Raw genomic sequence first — 24,094 nt, 5'->3', positions numbered from 1 at the left:
CCCCGGCCCACGCCAGCGGCGTGGGCGCTCCAGGTCACGCGCACCAGTGGTGCGCAAGCCGTGCCCTCTCGCCCCAAAGGGAGAGGGCTTTCCCCCTCCCAATTCCCGACTCTCCCATGACCATCGCCCAGCACCAGGATCGCGCCGAACACCTGCTCACCACCGCCGGCATCCTGCCGGTCGTCACCATCCACACCCTCGACCAGGCCCGCGCGGTCAGCGCCGCGCTGCTGGAAGGCGGCCTGCCGGCCATCGAACTGACCCTGCGCACGCCGGTGGCGATGGAAGCGCTGGCCATGCTCAAGCGCGAACTGCCCGACGTGGTGGTCGGCGCCGGCACCGTGCTGACCGTCGCGCAGATGCAGCAGGCCATCGACGCCGGCGCCGACTTCCTCGTCACCCCCGGCACCCCGGCGCACCTGGCCGACGCGCTTGCCGAGGCGCCGCTGCCGGTGGTGCCCGGTGCGGCCACCCCGACCGAACTGCTGGCACTGGTCGCGCGCGGTTTCCGCATCTGCAAGCTGTTCCCGGCCACCGCCGTAGGCGGGCTGGCGATGATCAAGGGCGTGGCCGGGCCGATTGCCGAGCTCAAGCTCTGCCCCACCGGCGGCATCACCGAGGCCACCGCCGGCGACTACCTCAAGCAGAAGAACGTGGTCTGCATCGGCGGCTCGTGGATGGTGCAGGACGCATGGATCCGTGCCGGCCAGTGGGACGAAGTGAAGAAGTCCGCCGCCGCGGCCGCCGCCATCGTCCGCGCGGCCCGCGCCGACTGACCGCAACGGCACGCGTTGCCACCGGCAAGCGGAGCATGGGCTATCGTATCGGCCACTCCCCTGCTTGCCGGCATCCCGATGGACGAAACCCTCCCGCGCATGACCAACCTGTTCCTCCAGCTCGGGCTGGATGCCAGCGAACAGGGCATCGCGCAATTCATCAGGCACCACCAACTGCCGTGCGAAACCGGCATCGGTGAAGCGGCGTACTGGAACGAAGGCCAGCGCCAGTTCCTGCGCGAGAAGATCGACAGCGATGGCGTCTGGGCCATCGTGGTCGACCAGTTGAACGAGTCGCTGCACGAGGACGCGACCAAGGCCAGCACCACCCCCGCACCGTAGATGCGGGGCTTGCCCCGCATGCGGTGTTCCCGGTAAAGCCCGTGTGGGGCAAGCCCCTCACCTACGGGTATGCGCTTCAGGAGTTGCGCTCGCCACCCAACCGCAGCATCAGCACCAAGGGCTGCAAGGGCGAGGACTCGAAACCGAAGTGCTCGTAGAAGCGTTGGGCGCGTTCGTGCAGCGCATGCACCAGCATCGCGCGCACACCGGCCTGCTCGGAAATGCCGATCACGCGCCGCACGGCATCCATCAACAAGTCGCCACCCAGGCCGAGGCCGTGCGCCGGCCTGTCCACCGCCAGGCGACCCAGCACGATGGCCGGCACCGGATCGGGCATGTTGCGTTTGACCTTGCCCAAGGCCAGCCCATGCGAAATCGCCCCGGCAGCCAGCGCGTAATAGCCACGCACGACGTTATCGGCATCGGCCACCACGAAGGTGCGGCTGGCACCGCCCAACTGGTTGACCAGGGCACGCCGCCGCAGCCAATCGTCGAGTTCGCTTTCGCCACAATCAAAGTCGTCCAGCCGGTGCATGGCCGCCAGCGGCACCGGCTCGGCCAACGGCAGGCGCATTACGCCTTTTCCCAAATCGGCTGGCGCGCCAACAACCGCTCAAGGCCAGGATTCGGCTTCGGCGGCGCATCCAGCATCGCCATGAACTGCGTGAACTTCTCTTCGTCCAGGGTGAAGAACACCTGATCCAGCACCACCTCCTGCGCGCGCGCGCAGGCGGTTTCCAGCATGAAATCGGAGCGGCTCTTGCCCAGCAGGCTGGCGGCCTGGTCGATCAGGTCGCGCTGCTCGGGCAAGGCACGCAGGTTGATGGCAGCAGCACGCATGGCTCCTCCGATATACAAAAGATATACGAATGCTGATGCAGCGTGTAGCAGTTGTCAACACACCACTTCCGTCGCAATCCGTCCCTCCCCAGCATCAACCGTGGGTTGAGCCGCAATTCCTTTCCAACAACGCCGCAGGCTCCACACCCAAGGCATCGGCAATGCGCTCGATGTTGTAGATGGTGACGTTTTTTTCGCCACGCTCCAGCATGCCCACATAGGTGCGGTGGACACCCGCCCGCTCGGCAAGCTGCTCCTGCGACAACCCCAACGCCAACCGCTGCTCGCGGACATGCGCAGCAAATATCTCGACCAGAAGGCATTCGTGGGGCTTGACGGCCATGCCGCCAATGTCGTGCGTTGCATACCTTGATTCGACATACTACGATTAGCATTACGAGTTAAATAAACACCTCGTACACATGTCACACGTCCATCAAACGAATCCACAGGGGAGCACAGGAAATGGCCATTCACGCCGTTGGGGCACGGTATGGGGAAGACGATGTAAGCCAGGTCTTCATCGACAAAGGCATCGTGGGTACCGGCTGGACGAAGGAGCAAGCCCCCGATCTACATGAATATTTCAGAGCGCTGAAAGTCGGGGATATCGTCTATCTCAAATCCGCATCCAGCGGCTCCGGCATCACGGTGAAGGGAATTGGCGTCATTAGCGACAGCCAGCTTCTAACGGCCACGAATACTGGTGAAACAGTGAAAGTTGGGCGCAACGCAATCTGGCTCAACACCGAAAATTTCGCACTGGCAAAGCCGCCGGAAAAATTTAATGTACGTGCAAACACCGCACATGAAGAATTTCATCCAGACGTACAAGTCGAAATATTGAAAAAACTCAAGCAAAGCAAGGGGGCTGCGGCATGAAGCCGGGAACCATCATTCTAATACTGCTCCTTTTTGTACTGGCCGCCGTTGGCGGCGGCCACATGATGAAAAGCAATGCACAGGATCTGGTAAAAACATCAATGCAGCAGAAGTTCGATACGTCTTCCGAATACAAGGAATACAACCTCAAAGTACGGGACGTACACCTCGCAAGAACATCATTATTTTCTTATGATGGATTCGCCGATGTAAGCATGGATGGAGGAACCCACTCCATTTCCATCAGTGTAACTTCCGACTTTTCCAGCACCATGTGGCAAACGAAGCCATTTGAATTGGCCTTTCTCGCCAAAAAGGAAGCGGAAAAAATACAACAGGAAATGGAGGACATGGCGGACCCCATGTCGGCACTGACGCGGGAGCTTTTCAAAAACATGGCACAAGCACCACGCACACGGCAAACTCCGACACAATCGCAGCCACTTCCCGAAGAGCAACAAACAATCATGTCGGACAATGACGTCTCCGACATGCTCTTCAATACCCAGCAATAACCAGGGAAGAAGATTCGCCATGAACATGAAGCTTGTCATTGCCATCTTCGCGACCAGTCTTGGCAGTACCGTACTGGCACAGGAAACAAAGCCGATCCCCCCACACGAAGACTGGATGTCTTTTTGCATGGAAGGGGAAGAAATTCAGCAGCCCAATGGGGTTTTTGGCAGCCACATCGACCGTGTTTTCTCCGAGGCCATGTGCCAGTGCCATTTCGAGCACCTGCCAGCCAACGGAACCATGACCGAGAGCCAATACACAAATGCTGGCGCGACTTGCTTTGAGGAACGAAAAAAAATCCTTCCGAATTTACCATCAAATATCAGAACATCCAAAGGACTGCCCAGCAGGGCAATGACAGCACGAATGCCGCTCCTGCCCCCGCCCAGCAGGAAAGGTGGAAATTCCTGACAATCAACTCTAAAGGTGAAGAATCGGCATACGACACGCAATCATTGAAAACGAAAGGAGACGCCATCACGACTGTCGCTAAGCATCTCCTTGATAATGGCGATAAATTTTTTAGAGAACAGACTATATTTTGTAGAACAAACAGAGTGTCCATTAATAAACAGGTGAGAGTCGACTCATCGGGAAAGGTGAAGCTCAACGAAGTCGTCACCGACCGAACCTTCAAAGATCTGGACATCAGGCCGGGAACATTCATTGAGAAATTGCGTGAAGAGCTTTGTACAGCCATAAACATCGACGCATCGGTGGATGTTTCTTCCAAGAACATGAATCCACCAAGGTACCCGCCGGCTGCATTCCGCGCCGGCATCCAGGGCCAAGTCATACTGGTCATTGACGTCGATGCCAACGGCAACGTTGCCAATACCGCTGTCGAGAAGTCCAGTGGCAACAAAGACCTAGATCAAGCTGCGATGGATGCCGCCTTCAAGTGGAAATTCAATCCCGCCCTGCGCAGTGGGCAGAAGGCAGAAGGTCGCATCCGCGTCCCCGTCAACTTTTCCCTTTCCTAGCCAACAGGCAGCTATCCCGGCCAATCAAACGTTGCAAGTAAGCTGTGCCACATCCGAGCAGGCGCCGCAGAAAGAATCACGACTCCACATGCCACGCCAACGCCCCCAATACCCCCAATTGGCCATGCTCGATGCGCCAGACCGGTACCTGCTGCAACATCGGCGAGAGCCTGCCCTTGGCGAGGAAGCGCTGCATGAAGTCGCCCTCGTGCAGCCAGCGGGCGATGTGGTCGGTGATACCGCCGGTCAGGTGTACCGAGCGAGCGCCGAAAGTGAGAGCGAGGTCGCCGGCGAGGCTGCCCAGCCAACCGCAGAAGGTACGGATGCTGGCCACGGCCAGCGGGTCGTGGCCGGTGGAAGCCGCGGCGACGATTTCGGCCGGTGTGTTCCAGCGCGGCGTGCCGCCTTCCAATTCACACAGGCAGGCATACAACGTGACCAGACCAGGACCGGACAGCACCTGCTCGTTGTCGACATGGCCGTGACCGTGGCGCTGCTGCAGCAGGCGCAGCACCTCCATTTCCAATGCAGTGCCAGCGGCCAGCGCCGCGTGCCCGGCTTCGCTGGCCAATACCGGCGGGTGGCCACCCTGCAAGCGCACCGCCACGCCAAACCCGGTGCCAGGGCCCAGCACCAGCGCCGGGCCCGGGGCCGCCTGCTCGGCATGCGTGGACAAGCGGTGCCGGCTGCCGGGGGCGGCATGGAGGATGGCCCCGGCGACGGCGGCGAAGTCGTTGATGATTTCCAGCGTCTCCAACCCGGTTTCGCGCCGGGTATCGGCCAGCGACACCGGCCAGGCCAGATTGGTGTTGAGCAGGCGGTCACCGTCCAGCACGCCGGCGATGGCGACCGTGGCGTGCGTCACCGGCGGTATTGCCGGGTCCCTGCGCAGCCGGTCCGCGTAATCGCACAGGATCGCCCCCAGGCCGGCATGCTCGGCACAGTGATAGACGTGGAAGTCGCGCACATCGACGGCCGCGTTGTCGCCGCCGGACGCGGGCATCCATCCCAGACGGGCGTAGGTGCCGCCGACGTCGGCGCCGATGACCGCGTAGGCGGCAGCCACCTCGTGGCACGGGGTCGCCATCGGGCTGCTCATCGCTTTTCCCGTCCTGCCTGCATGTGTCGATCCGTTTCTTCAGGGAGGCGCATCATGCGGTATCGCCGGGGCCGTGGAAACCACCGGTGTCACCGGCGGCTCAGGCACCCGGTGTGCCTTTCTTCGCTCGCGCCTGTTCACGGGCCGCGCGCAGGCGGTCGAGCTTTTCCTTGAGCTTGATTTCCAACCCGCGCTCGACCGGCTGGTAATAGACCCGCTCGCCCATTTCATCGGGGAAGGCGGTCTGGTCGAGGGCGATGCCGCCTTCGACGTCGTGGTCGTACTGGTAGCCCTTGCCGTAGCCCAGCGACTTCATCAGCCGCGACGGGGCGTTGCGCAGGTGCATCGGCACCGGCTGGGTGCCGAGTTCGGCGATGTCGGCCTGCGCCGCGGCCAGTGCCTTGTAGCTGGCGTTGGACTTGGCGGTGCTGGCCAGGTAGATGGCCAGGTTGGACAGGGCGATGTTGCCTTCCGGCGCACCGATGCGGTCATAGGCGTTCCAGACGTTGATCGCCATTTCCAGTGCGCGCGGGTCGGCCAGCCCCACGTCCTCCACCGCCATGATGGTGAGCCGGCGCAGGAGGTAGGACGGGTCGCAGCCACCGTCGAGCATGCGCGCCAGCCAGTAGATGGCGCCGTCCGGGTTGGAGCTGCGCACGGATTTGTGCAGCGCCGAGATCTGGTCGTAGAACTGCTCGCCGCCCTTGTCGAAGCGCCGGGTGCGGTCGGCCAGCACCTGCAACAGGGTTTCCGGGGTGATTTCGCCGCCCTCGCCGGCCGCCAGTTCGGCGGCGATTTCCAGCAGGGTCAGCGCGCGGCGCACGTCGCCATCGGCGGCACGGGCGATTTCCAGCAGTGACCCGGGCGAGATGCGGATGTCCTCGCCGCCAAGACCACGCTCCTCGTCGTCCAGCACCCGCTGCAGCGCTTCGACCACGTCCTCGGGCGACACCGCTTCGAGCACGTGCACGCGGCAGCGCGACAGCAGCGCCGAATTCAGCTCGAACGAGGGGTTCTCGGTGGTGGCGCCGACGAAAATGATGGTGCCGCGCTCGATGTGCGGCAGGAAGGCGTCCTGCTGGCTCTTGTTGAAGCGGTGTACCTCGTCGACGAACAGCACGGTGCGCCGTCCCTCGGCGAAGCGCTGCGCGGCCTCGGCCAGCACCTGCCGTACTTCCGGCAGCCCGGACAGTACCGCGGAAATGGCGCGGAACTCGGCGTCGGCATAGTGCGCCAGCAGCAGCGCCAGCGTGGTCTTGCCGCAACCCGGGGGGCCCCACAGCACCATCGAGTGCACGCGGCCGGCTTCGATCGCCCGGCGCAGCGCGGTAGTGGGCGCCAGCAGGCGTTTCTGCCCGACCATCTCGTCCAGCGTGCGCGGGCGCATGCGCTCGGCGAGCGGGCGCATGCCTTCGCGGTCCGCGCTCAGCAGATCGGCGGGCGGTTCGGAAAAGGTGTTTCGGGATCTGGCCACGGCGGCATTCTAGCGGGGGCGCGTCTCGGCCATTGAGATGCAGATGCTGCGTGCGGGGTGCGTCGGGGGCGCAGCCCCGACCTACGGGTGTGTCATGGGTAGCGCCGCCGCTGGCCGGCACTACCCATCGGCAGCCATTCAGCGTTCGCCAATGACATCCACGTTCTTGTCGGGAACGAAGCGGAACGTACCGTTGGCGAAGCTCGGGTTCTTCTTCCAGCCGCTGAAGTCGATCACCGTGCGCTGGCCCACCGCGTCGATGATTTCCATGCGCGCCAGCCCGTTCTGGCCAAAGCCCAGTGCGGCGTACTGGAAGCTGGCCTCGGTCTCGCGCTTGGGACTCAGCGACAGCCACTGCATGCCGTCGCGCGGCGCGGCTTCCTCGCTGACGTCGTACTGGCGGTCCAGCAATGCCGGGTTGACCAGCGCGGTCAGCGGGCTGTTCTGCTCTTCCTCGCCCTGGCTGCGCACCGTGGCCTGTTCCAGGTCGGGTTCGTAGACCCATACTTTGCTGCCGTCGGCGACGATCAGCTGCGGGTGCGGGCTGGTGTATTCCCAGCGGAACAGGCGCGGCGCCGACAGCGCGACATGGCCGCTGGACGACTCCTTGAGCTTGCCGCGGGTGTCGAACACCTGCTGGCTGAACTGCCCGTCCAGGCCGCGCAGGCCATTGGTGAAGGCATCGAGGTCGTCGCGCGCGCCGGCATGGGCGCTGCCGACGAACCCGGCACCGGCCAGGGCAACGGCAATCAGGGTATGGCGCAGGGTGGCATTCATGGCGATGGCGTGCTGGCGTGGAAGGTAGGCAGAGTCTGCCCTGATGGAACTGAATGGGCGGCAATCATCATCGGACGCGCCGCCCTGCCCTTATTTGGGTGGCGGCGGCGCCAGCACCGTGCGGTCGCCGTTGTGTTCCGGCGCGCTGACCACGCCGGCCGCCTCCATTGCCTCGATCAGGCGCGCGGCGCGGTTGTAGCCGATCTTCAGGCGGCGCTGCACGCCCGAGATCGAGGCGCGGCGGGTTTCGGTGACGATGCGCAGGGCCTCGTCGTACAACGGATCGGATTCGTCGCCGGCGGCGCTGGACTCGGGCAGGCCGGTGGCGCCGACCACCACGCCGTCACCCATCGTCTGCACCTCGTCCAGCACGCCCTCGATGTACTCGACCGGACCGCTGGCCTTGAGGTGCTCGACCACGCGGTGCACTTCCTCGTCGGAGACGAAGGCGCCGTGCACGCGGTCGGGCATGGCGGTGCCCGGCGGCAGGTACAGCATGTCGCCGTTGCCCAGCAGCGCCTCGGCGCCGGACTGGTCGAGGATGGTGCGCGAGTCGATCTTTGAACTGACCTGGAAGGCGATGCGGGTCGGGATGTTGGCCTTGATCAGGCCGGTGATGACGTCCACCGACGGCCGCTGCGTGGCGAGGATCAGGTGGATGCCGGCCGCGCGCGCCTTCTGCGCCAGCCGCGCGATCAGCTCTTCGACCTTCTTGCCGACGATCATCATCATGTCGGCGAATTCGTCGATGAAGATGACGATGAACGGCAGCGGCTCCAACTGGCGCGGCACCTCGCCCATTTCCGGGTTCGGCTTGAACAGCGGGTCCATCAGCGGCTGGCCGGCGTCGATGGCGTCCTTGACCTTCTTGTTGAAGCCGGCCAGGTTGCGCACGCCCACCGCACTCATCAACTTGTAGCGGCGCTCCATCTCGGCCACGCACCAGCGCAGGCCGTTGCCGGCCTCCTTCATGTCGGTGACCACCGGCGCCAGCAGGTGCGGGATGCCCTCGTAGACGCTCAGCTCCAGCATCTTCGGGTCGATCATCAGCATCCGCAGGTCCTTCGGGCTGGCCTTGTACAGCAGGCTCAGCACCATCGCGTTGACCGCCACCGACTTGCCCGAGCCGGTGGTGCCGGCCACCAGCAGGTGCGGCATGCGCGCCAGGTCGGCCACGGTCGGGCGGCCGGCGATGTCCTTGCCCAGCGCCAGGGTCAGCACGCTGGCCGACTTGTCGTATTCCTTCGAGCGCAGCAGCTCGGACAGGAAGATCATCTCGCGGGTGACGTTGGGAATCTCGAGGCCGATCACCGACTTGCCCGGGATCACGTCGACCACGCGCACCGACTTGACCGACAGCCCGCGGGCGATGTCCTTGTCCAGCGAACTGATCTGGCTGACCTTGATGCCCGGCGCCGGCTCGATCTCGAAGCGGGTGATGACCGGGCCCGGATAGGCGCCGACCACCTGCGCGTCGATGCGGAAATCCTTGAGCTTGAACTCGATCTGTCGCGACAGGGTTTCCAGGGTCTGCTCGTCGTAGCCCTTGGGCTGCGGCTTGGGATCGTCCAGCAACGCCAGCGGCGGCAGGTCCGAGCCATCGCCGTTGACGCCCTGGAACATCGGGATCTGCGTCTCGCGCTTGGCACGCTCGCTCTTCTCGATGACCGGCACCGGCCGCGGCTCGATCTTCACCGGCTCGCGCTTGGCACGCACTTCGGCATCGACCTTGCGCACTTCCTCGCGTTCCTCGCGCAGGGCGCGGGTCTGTTGCCATTCGCTGGCCTGCTCCTTCTTCTGCGCCAGCAGCGGGCCCAGCGCCAGCACCCAGCCGCCGATCTTCTCCATCAACCAGAACCAGGACAGCCCGGTGGCAAGGGTGACCGAGGTCAGCAGCAGCACCAGCAGGAACAGGCTGGCGCCCAGTTCGCCGAAACCGTTCTTCAGCGACTTGCCGACCAACACGCCGAGGCCGCCGCCGGCATTGGCGACGTCGGCGCCGCCGATGCGCAGGTACAGGAAACCGGTGGCGCCGATCAGGAAACCGACGATGCCGACCAGCCGCAACGCCGGGCCCAGGTCGTCCTGCCCGCGGTCCTCGCGCTTGAGGCCGAACATCGCGATCCACGCCACCGCGCCCAGCATCAGCGGGATCAGGTAGGCGACATGGCCGAACAGCTGGCGCAGCACGTCGGCGATCCACGCCCCCACCTTGCCGCCCATGTTGTGCACCGGCGCGACCACCGAGCCGGAACTGGTCCAGCCCGGGTCGGTCTGCGGCGAATAGGTGAACAAGCTGGCCAGCAGGTACAGCAACGCCGGCGCGATGGCGATCAATGCCAGGTCGCGCCACAGCTTGTTGCGGCGCGTGTTGTCCGCCGCGGCGGCCTGTTTGCGCGCGGCGGCGGCGGTGTTCCTGTCACGTTCCGGGAGCTGTTTCGCCACCTTGGACCAGACCTTGAGAAATGCACGGTTAGCGCTTGATATTAAACGACGGCTGCCCCTGTTTCATCCGCACAGGGAAAGGGAAAGCCCCTCTCCCTCCGGGAGAGGGGTTGGGGTGAGGGGCAATGGGGTCCAGATGGTTCAGACATCATTGGCTCCGCTCACCCCTCATCCGCCCCTGCGGGGCACCTTCTCCCGCCGGGAGAAGGAAAGCGCCTTGATTCACCCAGCAGCGGGCACCACTCTATTACGCAGCCCGGGCCATCGCCCGCCTCTTCCCCCTGCCACGAGCCTGCATGAGCACTTCCAGCCTTCCGACCAAGCACACCCGTCTGTTGATCCTCGGCTCCGGCCCCGCCGGCTGGACCGCCGCGGTCTATGCCGCGCGCGCCAACCTCAAGCCGCTGGTGGTCACCGGCCTGCAGCAGGGCGGCCAGCTGATGACCACCACCGAAGTGGACAACTGGCCGGGCGATGCCCACGGCCTGATGGGCCCGGACCTGATGGCGCGCATGCAGGCCCATGCCGAGCGCTTCGACACCGAAGTGGTGTTCGACCACGTCCACACCGCCGATCTGTCCAAGCGCCCGTTCACCCTGACCGGCGACAACGCACAGTACACCTGCGACGCGCTGATCATCGCCACCGGCGCCACCGCCAAGTACCTCGGCATTCCGTCCGAGGAAGCCTTCAAGGGCCGCGGCGTGTCGGCCTGCGCCACCTGCGACGGCTTCTTCTACAAGGACCAGGACGTGGTCGTGGTCGGTGGCGGCAACACCGCCGTGGAGGAAGCGCTGTACCTGTCCAACATCGCCCGCAAGGTCTACCTGGTGCACCGCCGCGACACCCTGCGCGCGGAAAAGATCATGCAGGACAAGCTGTTCGCAAAGGTCGCCGCCGGCAAGATCGAGACCGTCTGGCACCACCAAGTGGACGAAGTGCTGGGCAACGACATGGGCGTGACCGGCGTGCGGGTCAAGTCCACGCAGGACGGCAGCACCCGCGACATCGACGCCCACGGCTTCTTCGTCGCCATCGGCCATCACCCGAACACCAACCTGTTCGACGGCCAGCTGGAGATGGAAAACGGCTACCTGAAGATCCACTCCGGCATCGCCGGTAATGCCACCGCCACCAACATCGAAGGCGTGTTCGCCGCCGGCGACGTCACCGACCAGCACTACCGCCAGGCCATCACCTCGGCCGGCTTCGGCTGCATGGCAGCGCTGGACGCCGAGCGCTTCCTCGACCAGCAGGGCTGAGGCCAGCCCTGTCGCCGGGTCGCCACCGCATGGCGCGCATCCGCTGGCTGGATTCATTGCGGGCCATCCCGGCCGAACGCTGGGATGGCCTGCATGACGGTTGCAATCCTTTCATCAGCCACGCCTTCCTCGCCGGCCTGGAACAGCATGGCTGCCTGCGCCCGGAATGGGGCTGGACGCCGCACCACCTGACCCTGTGGCGTGGCGATGAACTGGTCGGCGCAGTACCGGGCTACCTGAAGGAAAACTCGCACGGCGAGTTCGTGTTCGACCACGCCTGGGCGCATGCCTATGCGCGGCATGGGCTGGACTACTTCCCCAAATGGCTCGGCGCCGTGCCCTATTCGCCGGTCACCGGCCCGCGCCTGCTGGCCCGCGATGACGACGACCGCCGCGCCCTGTTGCATGCCATCGTCGAGCACGTGCAGGCCGCCGGGCTGTCGTCGGCCCACGTCAATTTCCACGAAGCCGCCGAGGACGAGTTGTTCGACGACGATTGGCTGCAACGGCTGGACGTGCAGTTCCAGTGGCAGCGCCGGCCCGGCTGGGAATGCTTCGGCGATTTCCTCGCGGCGATGGACAACAAGCACCGCAAGAACATCCGCCAGGAACGCGCCAAGATCGCCCGCGCCGGCATCGGCTTCCGCATCGTCCACGGTGACGAGGCCAGTGACGACGACCTGCGTGCGATGCACGGTTTCTACCTGCAGACCTTCGCCGAATACGGCAACGCCCCGGCGCTGACGCTGCCATTCCTGCGCCATCTGGCCGAGCGGATGCCGCGGCAACTGGTGCTGTTCCTCGCCATGCAGGACGACGTGCCGATTGCCGGCGCCCTGTGCCTGCGCGGCGGCGACACGCTGTATGGCCGCTACTGGGGCGGCGCCGCCCTGCCCGGCCTGCATTTCGAGACCTGTTACTACCAGGGCATCGACTACTGCCTGCGCGAAGGCCTGCAACGCTTCGAGCCCGGCGCGCAGGGCGAGCACAAGCTGGCGCGCGGCTTCCTGCCGACCGAGGTGCGCAGCCGTCACTGGATCGGCGACCCGGCATTCCGGCAGGCGCTGGCGGACTGGTGCGGCAAGGAGCGGTTGGACGTGGCGCGCTACGCAAGGCAGTTGGCGGCCCACTCACCGTTCAAGCCGTAGATGCGGGGCTTGCCCCGCATGAGGCCTTCCCGACCAAGCCCCGTGCCGGGCAAGCCCGGCACCTACGAGATTTTTGCGAATGGTCATGCCGTGGATGCGGGACCTGCCCCGCATGCAGCACTCCCGGTGAAGCGCCGTGCGGGGCAAGCCCCGCACCTACAATGCGGTGCATGAGCCGCCCCCCGTTCCTGCTGCCACCTGCCCCTGACGCGCCGTTCCCGCCGGCCGAACTGGCACTGCACGAACCCGACGGCCTGCTCGCCGTCGGCGGCGACCTGTCCCCGGCGCGCCTGCTCAACGCCTATGCCGGCGGCGTGTTCCCGTGGTTTTCCGAAGGCCAGCCGCTGCTGTGGTGGTCGCCGGACCCGCGCATGGTGTTCCGCACCGATGGCGTGCGCCTGTCCTCGCGCTTCCGCCGCGGGTTGCGCGCCAGCACGTGGCGCATCACCGCCGATACCGCGTTCGCCGCGGTGATGCGGGCCTGCGCACAGGCCCCACGCCCGGGCCAGGACGGTACATGGATCACCAACGACATGCTCCACGCCTACGTCGAACTGCACCGGCTCGGCCACGCCCATTCGCTGGAGGTCCGCGACGGCGACGAACTGGTCGGCGGCATCTACGGCGTGGCCATCGGCCGCATGTTCTTCGGCGAGAGCATGTTCAGCGCCCGCAGCGGCGGCTCCAAGGTGGCGCTGGCCTCGCTGGCGCAGGCATTGCACGACTGGGGTTGGCCGTTGATCGACGCCCAGGTCGAGAACCCGCACCTGCTGCGCATGGGCGCCACCCACCTGCCGCGCGACGCTTTCCTGTCCCAGGTCCGGCAACTGGTGCGGCTGCCGGAGCCGGCGGGCAGCTGGACCCGGCGTTTCGGTGAACGGGCGGCGGCGGAGCTGGCCTGAACGGGCCTTTCAATGGATCGTTTAACGCAAACTTTGCATGATCGGGCGACGCGGGGTAAAATACCCGGCTTCCGGGCCTGAAAAGGCCACCCGCAGAACCGCACAGGATTACATGTCGAAAGACGACTCCATCGAGTTCGAAGGCACCGTCAGCGAGACGCTTCCGAACACCACGTTCCGCGTCCGGCTGGAAAACGGGCACGAGATCATCGCCCACATCTCCGGCCGCATGCGCAAGAACTACATCCGCATCCTCACCGGCGACCGCGTCAAGGTGGAAATGACGCCGTACGACCTGACCAAGGGCCGCATCACCTACCGCATGAAATAAGCGGATTCGGGTTTGCCTGAAAAGCCAGCCGTTGTGCTGGCTTTTTTGCGTTGGGTTGGAATGACACCCGGCCAAGGCCGGGTGCTACAGAGCATGTGCGTTGATGCCGATAGGTGTGGTGGGTGCCGACCGTTGGTCGGCACTATCTGCCATCGCCCGGCCAAGGCCGGGCGCTACAAAACGGCGCGGCATCAGCCCGCGCCGCACCTCCATTCCCCGTTCCCTGCTTCACTCCACCGTCGCCGGCAACAGGCGCTCCGGCTCGGGCGTGGCCTCGACCACCAGCTCGCCGTCGCGCACGTCGATGCCGACCTTGCCACCGCCCACCAGCTTGCCGAACAGCAGTTCGTCGGCCAGCGGGCGCTTGATCCTGTCCTGGATGACCCGCGCCATCGGCCGCGCACCCATGTCCGGGTCGAAGCCGTGCTGGGCCAACCAGTCGCGCGCGGCCGGCGTGGCCGACAGCGCCACGTGCTTGTCCTGCAACAGCATTTCCAGTTCGATCAGGAACTTGTCCACCACCCGCAGGATGTGCTCGAAGCCCAGCGCCTGGAACTGCACCACCGCATCCAGCCGATTGCGGAATTCCGGGGTGAAGCTCTTGCGGATCACCTCCATCGCGTCGGTGGCGTGGTCCTGCTTGGTGAAGCCGATCGAGCGCCGCGAAGCCTGCACCGCGCCAGCGTTGGTGGTCATCACCAGGATCACGTTCTTGAAGTTGGCCTCGCGGCCGTTGGTGTCGGTGAGGATGCCGCGGTCCATGACCTGCAGCAGGATGTTGAAGATGTCCGGGTGCGCCTTCTCCACCTCGTCCAGCAGCAGCACGCAGTGCGGGGTCTTGACGATCTTCTCGGTCAGCAGCCCGCCCTGGTCGAAGCCGACGTAGCCCGGGGGCGCGCCGATCAGGCGGCTGATCGAATGCGGCTCCATGTATTCGGACATGTCGAAGCGCACCAGCTCGATGCCCAGTTGCAACGCCAGCTGGCGGGTGACCTCGGTCTTGCCCACCCCGGTGGGGCCGGCGAACAGGAAGTTGCCGATCGGCTTCTCCGGGTTGCCCAGCCCCGAGCGCGACAGCTTGATCGCCGAGGCCAGCGATTCGATCGCCGGGTCCTGGCCGAAGATCACCATCTTCAGGTTGCGCTCCAAGTGCTGCAGCACGTCCTTGTCGGTGGCGGTGACCTGCTTGGCCGGGATCCGCGCCATCTTGGCGACGATGGCCTCGACCTCCTCGACGTCGATGGTCGCCTTGCGCTCGTCCTCCGGCAGCAGCCGCTGGCGCGCGCCGGCCTCGTCGATCACGTCGATGGCCTTGTCCGGCAGCAGGCGGTCGCCGATGTGCTTGACCGACAGGTCCACCGCCGCCTGCAAGGCGTCGTCGGCGTAGGTCACGCTGTGGTGCGCCTCGTACTTGGGGCGCAGGCCCTTGAGGATCTCGTAGGCCTCGCCCACGGTCGGCTCGACGATGTCGATCTTCTGGAAGCGCCGCGCCAGCGCGCGGTCCTTCTCGAAGATGCCGCGGTATTCTTGGAAGGTCGTCGAACCGATGCAGCGCAGCTCGCCCGAGGCCAGCGCCGGCTTGATCAGATTGGAGGCGTCCATCGTGCCGCCCGAGGCCGAGCCGGCGCCGATGATGGTGTGAATCTCGTCGATGAACAGCACCGCGCCGGGCACCTTCTTCAGCGCGGTGATCACGCCCTTCAGGCGCTTCTCGAAATCGCCGCGGTACTTGGTGCCGGCCACCAGCGCGCCCAGGTCCAGCGAATAGATCACCGCGTCGGCCAGCACCTCGGGCACCTCGCCGTCGACGATGCGCTTGGCCAGGCCTTCGGCAATCGCGGTCTTGCCGACGCCGGCTTCGCCGACGTACAGCGGGTTGTTCTTGCGGCGGCGGCACAGCACCTGGATGGTGCGCTCGATCTCGTCGCGGCGCCCGACCAGCGGGTCGATGCGGCCGGCGCGGGCCTGTTCGTTGAGGTTGCTGGCGTATTCGGCCAGCGCGTCGCCCTTGGCCTCGCCCTCGCCGCCCTCAATCCGGCCCTCGCCGTCGATGGAAGGTGCGGCCTCGCCCTCTTCGCCGACCTTGGCGATGCCATGCGAGAGGTAGTTGACGATGTCCAGCCGGGTCACGTCCTGCTGGTTCAGGTAGTAGACCGCGTGCGAGTCCTTCTCGCCGAAGATCGCCACCAGCACGTTGGCGCCGGTGACCTCCTTCTTGCCCGAGGACTGCACGTGGTAGACCGCCCGCTGCAACACGCGCTGGAAGCCGAGCGTGGGCTGGGTGTCGCGGCCATCGTCGTCGGCAAGCCGCGACACCGAGGTTTCCACCGCCTGCTCCAGTTCCTGCCGCAGGCGCTCCAGGTCGGCACCGCAGGCCTTGAGCACGGCCTGCGCGGACGGATTTTCCAGCAGCGCCAGCAGCAGGTGCTCGACGGTCATGAATTCGTGGCGGGCCTCGCGGGCGCGCTTGTAGCACTGGCCAATCGTCTGTTCGAGGTCTTTGCTGAACATGGGGGGCTCCGACTGCGGTTGCAGACAATATGCGGCCTTGCCGCACGATTTCCACAACCCGGCCGGATATGGCCGTTCAGGCAGGCGTCGGGATCGGCCGTGCCGGCCTCAGGCCTTTTCCATCGTGCACAGCAGCGGGTGCTGGTTCATGCGCGCGAATTCGTTGACCTGGGCGACCTTGGTCTCGGCCACCTCGCGGCTGTAGACGCCGCAGATGCCGCGGCCGCGGGTGTGGACGTGCAGCATCACTTGGGTGGCGCGGTCCAGGTCCATGCCGAAGAAATCCTGCAGCACGGTCACCACGAAATCCATCGGGGTGTAGTCGTCGTTGAGCAGCATCACCTGGTACAGCGGCGGCGGCGCGACTTCGGGCTTGCCGGTCTCCACCAGCAGGGCATGGTCGTTTTCGTGTTGGAGCTTGCGTGGCATCGGCGAATTATAGCGGTTGGCCCCGTCCGCCCGCGCCCGGCCCGCCCCGGTCGCCGCTACAATTCCCGCCTGCCCACATTCCCCGCAGGGACCGCATGAAGAAGATCGCAATCGCAGTGGCAATGGCCGGCCTGATGGCCGGCATGACCGGAACCGCAGGCGCCGGCGAACCGGACCCGGGCATCAAGGCACAGCTCGATTCGCTGGAGTACGCCTACGAAGTCGACGAGGACGGCGACTACCGCATGGTGTTCGACATGGAGGACGAGCGCACCCAACTGGTGTTCGTGCGTTCGACGGTCGAAACCTACGGCAACCACCGCGTCCGCGAGATATGGTCGCCCGGCTACAAGTCGTCCGGCCCGCAGTTCCCGGCGCTGATCGCCAACCGCCTGCTGGAGGACTCCAACGACTCCAAGCTGGGCAGTTGGGTCAAGCAGGGCGACGCGGCCATGTTCGTGGTCAAGATCGACGCCGACGCCGGCGCGGAAATGCTGAGCGACGCCATCGACGCGGCGATCAGGAGCGCCGACGCGATCGAGCTGGAACTGACCTCGAAGGACGACTTCTGAGCGTGGATGCGATGCGGTCCGAGCGCTGGGCGCCACGCGTCACCGTGGCCACCGTGGTGTCCCGCGCCGGGCAGCTGTTGCTGGTCGAGGAAGAAAAGGCCGGCCGGCGGGTGCTGAACCAGCCGGCCGGGCACCTGGAACCCGGCGAAAGCCTGCTGGAAGCCGCCGTACGCGAAACCCGCGAGGAAACCGGCTGGGACGTGCGCCTGACCGCCTTCATCGGCAGCTACCAGTGGGCCGCGCCGGATGGCACGCCGTTCCTGCGCTTCGCCTTCGCCGCCGAGCCGGTGCTTCATCATCCCGGACAGGCGCTGGACGACGGCATCGTGCAGGCGCTGTGGCTGACCCCGGCGGCGATCCAGGCGGACATGGCGCGGCTGCGCAGCCCGCTGGTCTGGCAGACGCTGTCGGACTGGCTGGCCGGCCAGCGCCATCCGCTGTCGCTGGTGAGGCAGCTGCCGTGAGCATCGCGCGGACCTTGGCCTCCCCCCTCCCATCCTCCCCCGCAAGCGGGGGAGGTGCCGTCGTGCCATGCACAATCGGCTCCGATTGGACTCGGGGAAGGTGAAAGATGGTGGCTGACGTCATTGTCGGAGTATCGGGCGGCGTGGATTCCTCGGTCGCCGCGCTGCTGCTGGTGCAGCAGGGGCGCGAGGTCGCCGGCCTGTTCATGCAGAACTGGGCCGACGATGGTTCCGGGGAGTGTCGGGCAGAGGATGACCGCCGCGACGCGGTGGCGGTCTGCGGCCGGCTCGGCATTCCGTTCCATTTCCGCGACTTCTCCGCCGAATACTGGCGGGGCGTGTTCGAGCACTTCCTCGCCGAGTACGCCGCCGGGCGCACCCCCAACCCGGACGTGCTGTGCAACCGCGAGGTCAAGTTCAAGCACTTCCTCGATGCGGCCCGCGAACTGGGCGCGCAGCGCATCGCCACCGGCCATTACGCGCAGGTGGCGCAGGCCGGCGGCCGCTGGCGGCTGCTGCGCGGCGCCGACCGCGGCAAGGACCAGAGCTATTTCCTGCACCAGCTGGGGCAGGAACAGCTGGCCGCCACCCTGTTCCCGATCGGCCACCTGGAAAAGAGCGAGCTGCGCCGCATCGCCCGCGAGGCCGCGCTGCCGACGCATGCCAAGAAGGATTCCACCGGCATCTGCTTCATCGGCGAGCGCGACTTCCGCCAGTTCCTCGGCCAGTACCTGCCCGCGCGCGAAGGCGAGATCCACGACCCGCAAGGCCGCGCCATCGCCCGCCACCCCGGCGTGTTCTATTTCACCCTGGGCCAGCGCGAGGGGCTGAACATCGGCGGCGTGCGCGGCCGCCCGGCGGCGCCGTGGTACGTGGTCGGCAAGGACGTGGCGCGCAACATCCTGTACGTGGACCAGGGCCACGACAGCCCCTACCTGCAATCGCACTGGCTGCGCAGCGAGGCCATGCACTGGATCGCCGGCGCGCCGCCGGCCGCCGCCTTCGAATGCACCGCGCAGACCCGCTACCGCCAGCCCGACGAGCCGTGCACGGTGAACGTGCGCGACGACGGTACGCTGGAGGTCCGCTTCGCGCATGCGCAGCGCGCGGTGACCCCCGGCCAGTCGCTGGTGCTGTACGACGGCATGGAATGCCTGGGCGGCGCGGTGATCGCCGCCACCGATGCACCGCTGGAGCAGCGCACCCGGCAGCCCGTATCCCCCGAGAGGCAAGCATGAGTTCTTCGTTCGACGACCGCGTACTGGCACTGGCCGGCATCGCCCAGGCCCTGCAACAGGTGCGGCGCATCGCCGAGACCGGCCATTCCGACGCCGCCGTGGTGCATACCGCGATGGACAGCGTGATGCGCATCGACGCGCCCACTCCGGCCGCGGTGTACGGCGACCCCCGGCAACTGGAGCCGGGCCAGCGCCTGCTGCGCGACTACTTCCGCAACCAGGGCAAGGACGAGCTGCTGCCGCGGCTGGCGCTGGCGGTGATGCAGCTGGAGCGCCGCTTCGTGCGCGAGGACGCGGCCATCGCCAAGGTGCAGGCCGGCGTCCAGCGCAATGCCGGGCTGGCGCGCGAACTCGGCGACAGCGCCCACCCCGACGTGCTGGCGGCAATGGGCGGCCTGTACGCGGACACCATCAGCCAGCTCAAGCCGCGGATCATGGTGCAGGGCAACCCGCATTACCTGGGCCAGGCCGGGGTGGTGGCCGAAATCCGCGCCCTGCTGCTGGCCGCGGTGCGCTCGGCGGTGCTGTGGCGCCAGCTCGGCGGCAGCTACTGGGATTTCCTGTTCTCGCGCAAAGGCATGCTGGAAACGATCGAACGGCAATTGCGCGGGGGCGGCTAAAGACCCACCCCACCCGGCCGATACTGCAATCGTGACACTGCCGAGAACGTCCATGTATTCACGCATTGCTATCCGCCTGGCCGCCCCGCTGGCCCTGACTTTCCTGCTCCCGGTGGCAGCCGCGTTCGCGTGGCCCTCCGCCGCGGTATGGGCGATCCTGACCACGATGGTCCTGAGCTGGCTGGTGTTCGCCTGGTGGAGCGTGCATGGCCAGGCCCAACGCTCCCCGGAACACGCCCGCGTGCTCAAGGAGCAGGACCAGTTGCTCAACGAGCTGCGCAGCTTCGTCAGCAACGAGATCGACGGTTCGCGCGGCGAGATCGAGCGCGCCCGCGAGCTGATCCGCCAGGCGGTGGCCGGCCTCGGCGGCAGCTTCGACGCGATGAGCCGCAAGTCGCGGCAGCAGAGCCAGGCGCTGGCCCGCATCGTCGACCGTGCCGGTGAAGACGGCGGCGGCGGCGTGGACGTGGCCCGCTTCGCCCAGAACGCCAGCCAGCAGATGGAGCAACTGGTCGAGGCGCTGGAGCAGGTCAGCGGCCAGAGCAGCAACACCGTGCAGCACATCGACCAGATGGCGCAGCACCTGGACGGCATCTTCGCGCTGCTGGAGGACGTCAAGTCGATCGCCGACCAGACCAACCTGCTGGCGCTGAACGCGGCCATCGAGGCGGCCCGTGCCGGCGAGGCCGGCCGCGGCTTCGCGGTGGTCGCCGACGAGGTGCGCAACCTGTCCGAGCGCTCGACCACCTTCAACGAGCAGATCCGCAAGCTGGCGCACAGCTCCAAGGACGCCATCGCCAAGGTCCGCGAAACCGTCTCGCACATGGCCTCGCGCGACATGGACCGCTCCCGCGAGGCGCGCCAGGAAGCGGCGGCGATGCTGGACAGCGTGGCCGCGATCAACGCCTCGCTGGGCGACGGCATGCGCGAGATCTCCGAGTGCGGCCGCGCCATCGACGGCAGCGTCGCCGAGGCGGTGCGCGCCCTGCAGTTCGAGGACATCGCCACCCAGGCGCTGGGCGGCGTGCATACCCACCTGGACCGCCTGACCGCGATCAACCGCGAAGCCGTGGCCCTGCAGGAGCTGCTGCACCGCAGTGGCGGCGTGCTCGACAGCGAACTGGTGACCGCACTGCAGCGCACCGGCAGCCGCCTGCGCGAGATGCGCAGCGAGTGGGAACGCCCGCCGCACAAGCCGGTGGCGCAGCAGAGCATGGGCAGCGGGACGGTGGAGCTGTTCTGAGCCCCCGGCCCGCGTGATCCCGAACAGCCCCGGCCCCGGCCGGGGCTTTGCTGTCGCCGCCCACCGCCATCTCCTGCCGCATGATCCTCCGCGCCACCCAGGACAACCCCGCCACGCCGTTCCCGTCGGAACCGGCAAGCGCGGCGGTTGCGTCCGCGCGGCCGGCGGCCATGCCGGGGGCGGCGCTGCTGGCACTGGAAGTACTGGCGCAGCAGGAACTGGCGCAACTGCGGCGGCAGCTGGAGCAGGAACCCGAAGATCCCCCCATCGCCCCGTTGGCCGCCCTGCTCGCCTGGGACCTGGGGTTGACGGAAACGCGGTAGCCGCCGCGCGACCGCGGAAGACGGCTCTTGCATGTCCCTGTAGATGCGGGGCTTGCCCCGCATGGGGCATTGCCGGGCAAGCTCCCGTGCCGGGCGAGCCCGGCACCTGCGAGGGCCGATTCGTGCGAGGGGAGTCTCGCCATCCCCAGCATGCCTGCCACGCCCTTGTAGATGCGGGGCTCGCCCCGCATGAGGCACTACCGGGCGAGCCCGGCACCTGCGAGGAAGGTCACGGAAGCCTGACTGCAACGCGCCGTGGACAGGACCTCAGAGGGTGACGATCGGCGCGTCCGGGCGGGCCGGCAACGCCGGCTCCCTGCCCTCTTCGTTGCGCCGGCGCAGCCACTGCGCCATGTCCCGCGGCGGCAGCGGCCGCGAATACAGGTAGCCCTGCATTTCATCGCAGCCCTGGCGCTGCAGCATCGCCTCCTCCAACGGCGTCTCCACGCCTTCGGCCACCACCTGCATGCCCAGCGCATGCCCGAGCTGGACGATGGCCTGGGTCACCTCGGCAGTGCCGGCGTCCTGGCGCATGCCATGCACGAAGCTGCGGTCGATCTTCAGCCGCTGCACCGGGAACCGGTTGAGGTAATGCAGGTTGGAGAAGCCGGTGCCGAAGTCGTCCACCGCCAGCGGCACGCCGTGCCGCTCGAAGGTGTCGAAGCACTGGCGCAGCACCTCGGTGTCGCGGATCAGCGCCGATTCGGTCAGTTCCAGCTCCAGCCGCTGCGGCGGCCAGCCGTGGCGCTCGCAGATGCGGACCACCCGCTCGGCGAAGCCGGGCTCGCGCAGCTGCATGGCCGACACGTTCACCGCGATGCGCTCGAACTCCAGCCCCGCCGCCTGCCATACCGAGGCCTGCCGGCAGGCCTCGTCCAGCACCCATTCGCCGATGCGGACGATCTCGCCGCAGCGCTCGGCCACCGGGATGAACTCGGCCGGGTTGCAGGGCTCGCCGTCCGGGCGCATCCAGCGCAGCAGCGCCTCGATGGCCGGGGCGCGGTTCGGGTCGCTGCCGACCAGCGGCTGGTAGGCGAGGTGGAATTCCTCGCGCTCCAGTGCGCCGTGCAGCGCGTGTTCGATTTCCAGGCGGCGCTGGATGTGGGCCAGCGCGTCCTGGCTGTAGTACTGGAAGGTGTTGCGCCCGGTTTCCTTGGCCGCGTGCATCGCCGCGTCGGCCGCGCGCAGCAGCGCGTCGAAATCCTGCCGCGCATCGTCCGGCAGGGCGATGCCGATGCTGGCCCCGACCTTGAGCGTGGCGTCGTCGCGGTGCAGCGGCGTGGCCAGCGAGGCGATCAGCTTGCGGGCGACGTGGCCGGCGTCCTCCGGGTCGGCCAGGTCGCGCAGCACGACGATGAACTCGTCGCCGTTGAAGCGCGCGAACAGGTCGGCGTTGCGCAGGTTCTGGTGCAGCCGCGAGGCCGCCGCCTTGAGCAATACGTCGCCGGTGGCGTGGCCGAAGGTGTCGTTGATCGCCTTGAAGCCGTCCAGGCCGATGAACAGCATCGCCAGCACGGTGCCGTGCTGGCGCGCTTCGAGCAGGGCCGCCTGCGCCTGCTCACGCAGCAGCACGCGGTTGGGCAGGCCGGTCAGCAGGTCGTAGTGGGCGAGCAGTTCGATGCGCTCGTTGGCCTCGCGCTCGCGGGTGATGTCGCGGAACAGCACGACGAAGCGCTCGGGCAGGCCCTCGCGCCGGTCCAGCTCGATCTGCACCTGCACCCACACGCGCTGGCCGGAATGGCGGTAGAAGCACAGGTCCAGCTGCTCGGGCAGGCCGCCGTCGGCAATGCGCAGCAGCGCGGCCTCGAAGCCGTCGCGCGAATCCTGCGTGTACAGGGCCAGTGCCTGCTCCAGCGTCACCGGCTCCTTGCGCAGGCCGTGGATGCGGTAGCACTCCTCGGTCCACAGCATGCTGCGGGTGGCGACCTCGATCTCGCAGCCGCCGATGCGGCCCAGCGCGGACACCCGGTTCAGCAGTTCGGTGCGCCAGCGGACCAGCGCATCGGTCTGGTGCTGCTCGGTGATGTTCTGCACCTGCCCGCGCACCTTGCCGATGCCGCCCCCGTCTCCCGGCTCGGGCTGCATCCATACCCCCAATTGCAGGCTGGCTTCGCCGGCGTCGGCCGCCGGCACCGCCAGTTCGAAATGCTGTGGCTGGCCTTCACGGTGCAGCCGCCGCCATGCCGTCATTGCCTGCTGGCGCGCGGGCCGGTCGAGCAGGGACAGCCAGCGCCGGTTTTCCGGCAGGCTGCCGGGCGCGCGGCCCAGGGCGGCATGCAGCTCGGGGGACCACAGGAAGCGCCCGTCGCGCCGCGACCAGTGCCACCCGCCCAGCCCGGCGATGTGCCGGACCTGCCCCAATTGCACCTGCTGCTCGTGCAGTTCGGCTTCCAGCGCCTTCACCCGGGCTTCGTCGCTGCCCGGCAGTGCCTGCAGCGAGGGTTCGCCGACGGTGGCGGCCTCGACCGTGCAGATGTAGGCCGACACCGCGCCTTCAGGCGCGTGGACCGCGCTCAGGAAACCCTGCAGGCAACCGCCGTTGCCGGGGATGGAGCACGGCTGCATGCCCTGCGCGCAGGCCAGCCGGCGCACGCCGGCCAGGGCAAGGCGGTGCGTGGACAGGCTGCGGTGCAGCCCCTGTCCGCGCGCAGCCGCATTGGCGGCCAATGGTCGCCCTTCCGGGTCCAGCAACACGATCGCCCCCGCCAACGGGTGGCTCAGCATGCCTGCGATGACGCCTTGATCCACGCAGTACCGCTCCCAATCCTCTTCCCGCGACACGGGTACGTCATCGTTAACGGCGCGCCCCGTCGAAAATTGAGGACTGCGTCATCACCCCCGCTGCCGGTAAGATGAACCCCGGTTCCCTACCCGGCACACCACGCACCAATGGAGACCGGCCAGCCCCGCGCCCACC

The 24,094-nt window shown here is 66.9% G+C and carries 25 protein-coding genes and 1 pseudogene; 16 read left to right on the top strand and 10 right to left on the bottom strand.

Going from position 1 to position 24,094, the window contains the following annotated elements; all coding sequences use genetic code 11:
* Positions 1–116: 116 nt before the first annotated feature.
* Together eda and ABB34_RS13370 are read left to right on the top strand one after the other, a co-directional pair.
* The gene (gene eda, locus ABB34_RS13375) at positions 117–776 is read left to right on the top strand and encodes a bifunctional 4-hydroxy-2-oxoglutarate aldolase/2-dehydro-3-deoxy-phosphogluconate aldolase (RefSeq protein ID WP_057641863.1); all 660 of its coding nucleotides are present in this window, start codon (positions 117–119) and stop codon (positions 774–776) included.
* Positions 777–854: 78 nt separating this feature from the next.
* Positions 855–1,118, top strand: coding sequence for a DUF2789 domain-containing protein (locus tag ABB34_RS13370; protein WP_057641861.1), 264 nt, complete (start codon positions 855–857; stop codon positions 1,116–1,118).
* 76 nt (positions 1,119–1,194) lie between these two features.
* Here the strand turns inward: ABB34_RS13370 and ABB34_RS13365 are convergent, their stop codons facing one another.
* The 3 genes from ABB34_RS13365 to ABB34_RS13355 all read right to left on the bottom strand — a co-directional run bounded on the left by ABB34_RS13365 (position 1,195) and on the right by ABB34_RS13355 (position 2,301).
* Entirely contained in the window at positions 1,195–1,692 is a 498-nt protein-coding gene (locus ABB34_RS13365; protein ID WP_057641859.1) for a GNAT family N-acetyltransferase, read from the bottom strand.
* A complete protein-coding gene (locus tag ABB34_RS13360; protein ID WP_057641858.1) occupies positions 1,692–1,958 on the bottom strand; it encodes a type II toxin-antitoxin system TacA family antitoxin in 267 nt (88 codons plus the stop codon). Before ABB34_RS13360 ends, ABB34_RS13365 begins: the two co-directional genes overlap by 1 nt.
* Before the next feature lie 94 nt (positions 1,959–2,052).
* The gene (locus ABB34_RS13355) at positions 2,053–2,301 is read right to left on the bottom strand and encodes a helix-turn-helix domain-containing protein (RefSeq protein ID WP_057641856.1); all 249 of its coding nucleotides are present in this window, start codon (positions 2,299–2,301) and stop codon (positions 2,053–2,055) included.
* 122 nt (positions 2,302–2,423) lie between these two features.
* On the opposite strand from ABB34_RS13355, the gene ABB34_RS15015 reads away from it, so the two are divergent.
* The 4 genes and pseudogenes from ABB34_RS15015 to ABB34_RS15010 form a co-directional block, all read left to right on the top strand.
* Positions 2,424–2,840 (top strand): hypothetical protein, encoded by a 417-nt coding sequence (locus ABB34_RS15015; protein WP_083490213.1) that lies wholly within the window; start codon positions 2,424–2,426, stop codon positions 2,838–2,840.
* A complete protein-coding gene (locus ABB34_RS15315; protein WP_152979636.1) occupies positions 2,837–3,355 on the top strand; it encodes a hypothetical protein in 519 nt (172 codons plus the stop codon). Before ABB34_RS15015 ends, ABB34_RS15315 begins: the two co-directional genes overlap by 4 nt.
* Positions 3,356–3,374: 19 nt before the next feature.
* On the top strand, positions 3,375–3,767 hold the full coding sequence (locus tag ABB34_RS15310; protein WP_152979635.1) for a hypothetical protein: 393 nt from the start codon (positions 3,375–3,377) through the stop codon (positions 3,765–3,767).
* Between the two features lie 290 nt (positions 3,768–4,057).
* Positions 4,058–4,339, top strand: a pseudogene (locus ABB34_RS15010) (energy transducer TonB); the annotation flags it as partial.
* 76 nt (positions 4,340–4,415) lie between these two features.
* Here the strand turns inward: ABB34_RS15010 and ABB34_RS13345 are convergent.
* The 4 genes from ABB34_RS13345 to ABB34_RS13330 all read right to left on the bottom strand — a co-directional run bounded on the left by ABB34_RS13345 (position 4,416) and on the right by ABB34_RS13330 (position 10,134).
* Positions 4,416–5,438, bottom strand: a complete 1,023-nt coding sequence (locus ABB34_RS13345; RefSeq protein ID WP_152979634.1) for a glucokinase — start codon at positions 5,436–5,438, stop codon at positions 4,416–4,418.
* Positions 5,439–5,538: 100 nt separating this feature from the next.
* Positions 5,539–6,846: a replication-associated recombination protein A gene (locus tag ABB34_RS13340; protein WP_425478989.1), complete on the bottom strand. Its 1,308-nt coding sequence runs from the start codon at positions 6,844–6,846 to the stop codon at positions 5,539–5,541.
* Between the two features lie 204 nt (positions 6,847–7,050).
* Positions 7,051–7,689 (bottom strand): outer membrane lipoprotein periplasmic chaperone LolA, encoded by a 639-nt coding sequence (lolA, locus tag ABB34_RS13335; RefSeq protein ID WP_057641851.1) that lies wholly within the window; start codon positions 7,687–7,689, stop codon positions 7,051–7,053.
* Between the two features lie 90 nt (positions 7,690–7,779).
* Entirely contained in the window at positions 7,780–10,134 is a 2,355-nt protein-coding gene (locus ABB34_RS13330; protein ID WP_057641849.1) for a DNA translocase FtsK, read from the bottom strand.
* Positions 10,135–10,430: 296 nt separating this feature from the next.
* Between ABB34_RS13330 and trxB the strand changes: the two genes are divergently transcribed.
* The 4 genes from trxB to infA all read left to right on the top strand — a co-directional run bounded on the left by trxB (position 10,431) and on the right by infA (position 13,777).
* Positions 10,431–11,396, top strand: coding sequence for a thioredoxin-disulfide reductase (trxB, locus tag ABB34_RS13325; RefSeq protein ID WP_057641847.1), 966 nt, complete (start codon positions 10,431–10,433; stop codon positions 11,394–11,396).
* A 29-nt stretch (positions 11,397–11,425) separates the two neighbouring features.
* A complete protein-coding gene (locus ABB34_RS13320; protein ID WP_057641845.1) occupies positions 11,426–12,544 on the top strand; it encodes a GNAT family N-acetyltransferase in 1,119 nt (372 codons plus the stop codon).
* Between the two features lie 170 nt (positions 12,545–12,714).
* Complete coding sequence (gene aat, locus ABB34_RS13315; RefSeq protein ID WP_057641843.1) at positions 12,715–13,446, top strand: leucyl/phenylalanyl-tRNA--protein transferase; 732 nt, start codon at positions 12,715–12,717, stop codon at positions 13,444–13,446.
* A 112-nt stretch (positions 13,447–13,558) separates the two neighbouring features.
* Positions 13,559–13,777 (top strand): translation initiation factor IF-1, encoded by a 219-nt coding sequence (infA, locus tag ABB34_RS13310; RefSeq protein ID WP_005409596.1) that lies wholly within the window; start codon positions 13,559–13,561, stop codon positions 13,775–13,777.
* Positions 13,778–14,005: 228 nt separating this feature from the next.
* Here infA and clpA read toward each other — a convergent pair whose 3' ends face one another.
* Positions 14,006–16,288, bottom strand: coding sequence for an ATP-dependent Clp protease ATP-binding subunit ClpA (gene clpA / locus ABB34_RS13305; protein WP_057641841.1), 2,283 nt, complete (start codon positions 16,286–16,288; stop codon positions 14,006–14,008).
* Between the two features lie 108 nt (positions 16,289–16,396).
* Positions 16,397–16,717, bottom strand: coding sequence for an ATP-dependent Clp protease adapter ClpS (gene clpS, locus ABB34_RS13300; protein ID WP_057641839.1), 321 nt, complete (start codon positions 16,715–16,717; stop codon positions 16,397–16,399).
* 95 nt (positions 16,718–16,812) lie between these two features.
* On the opposite strand from clpS, the gene ABB34_RS13295 reads away from it, so the two are divergent.
* The 6 genes from ABB34_RS13295 (at position 16,813) to ABB34_RS15420 (ending at position 21,177) form a co-directional block, all read left to right on the top strand.
* On the top strand, positions 16,813–17,289 hold the full coding sequence (locus tag ABB34_RS13295) for a type III secretion system chaperone family protein (protein WP_057641837.1): 477 nt from the start codon (positions 16,813–16,815) through the stop codon (positions 17,287–17,289).
* Positions 17,290–17,300: 11 nt separating this feature from the next.
* On the top strand, positions 17,301–17,753 hold the full coding sequence (locus ABB34_RS13290; RefSeq protein ID WP_083490214.1) for an NUDIX hydrolase: 453 nt from the start codon (positions 17,301–17,303) through the stop codon (positions 17,751–17,753).
* Between the two features lie 110 nt (positions 17,754–17,863).
* Positions 17,864–18,991 (top strand): tRNA 2-thiouridine(34) synthase MnmA, encoded by a 1,128-nt coding sequence (gene mnmA / locus ABB34_RS13285; protein ID WP_245625456.1) that lies wholly within the window; start codon positions 17,864–17,866, stop codon positions 18,989–18,991.
* Complete coding sequence (gene hflD / locus ABB34_RS13280) at positions 18,988–19,611, top strand: high frequency lysogenization protein HflD (protein WP_057641833.1); 624 nt, start codon at positions 18,988–18,990, stop codon at positions 19,609–19,611. The genes mnmA and hflD overlap by 4 nt, the downstream gene beginning before the upstream one ends.
* 52 nt (positions 19,612–19,663) lie before the next feature.
* Positions 19,664–20,854, top strand: coding sequence for a methyl-accepting chemotaxis protein (locus tag ABB34_RS13275; protein WP_057641831.1), 1,191 nt, complete (start codon positions 19,664–19,666; stop codon positions 20,852–20,854).
* An 80-nt stretch (positions 20,855–20,934) separates the two neighbouring features.
* Positions 20,935–21,177, top strand: coding sequence for a hypothetical protein (locus tag ABB34_RS15420; RefSeq protein ID WP_057641829.1), 243 nt, complete (start codon positions 20,935–20,937; stop codon positions 21,175–21,177).
* A 267-nt stretch (positions 21,178–21,444) separates the two neighbouring features.
* Here ABB34_RS15420 and ABB34_RS13265 read toward each other — a convergent pair whose 3' ends face one another.
* Complete coding sequence (locus tag ABB34_RS13265) at positions 21,445–23,901, bottom strand: putative bifunctional diguanylate cyclase/phosphodiesterase (protein ID WP_057641828.1); 2,457 nt, start codon at positions 23,899–23,901, stop codon at positions 21,445–21,447.
* Positions 23,902–24,094 lie beyond the last annotated feature (193 nt).

Source organism: Stenotrophomonas daejeonensis, assembly GCF_001431505.1.
Classification (GTDB): Bacteria; Pseudomonadota; Gammaproteobacteria; order Xanthomonadales; family Xanthomonadaceae; genus Stenotrophomonas; species Stenotrophomonas daejeonensis.
This window is presented reverse-complemented; position numbering and strand designations above follow the sequence as displayed.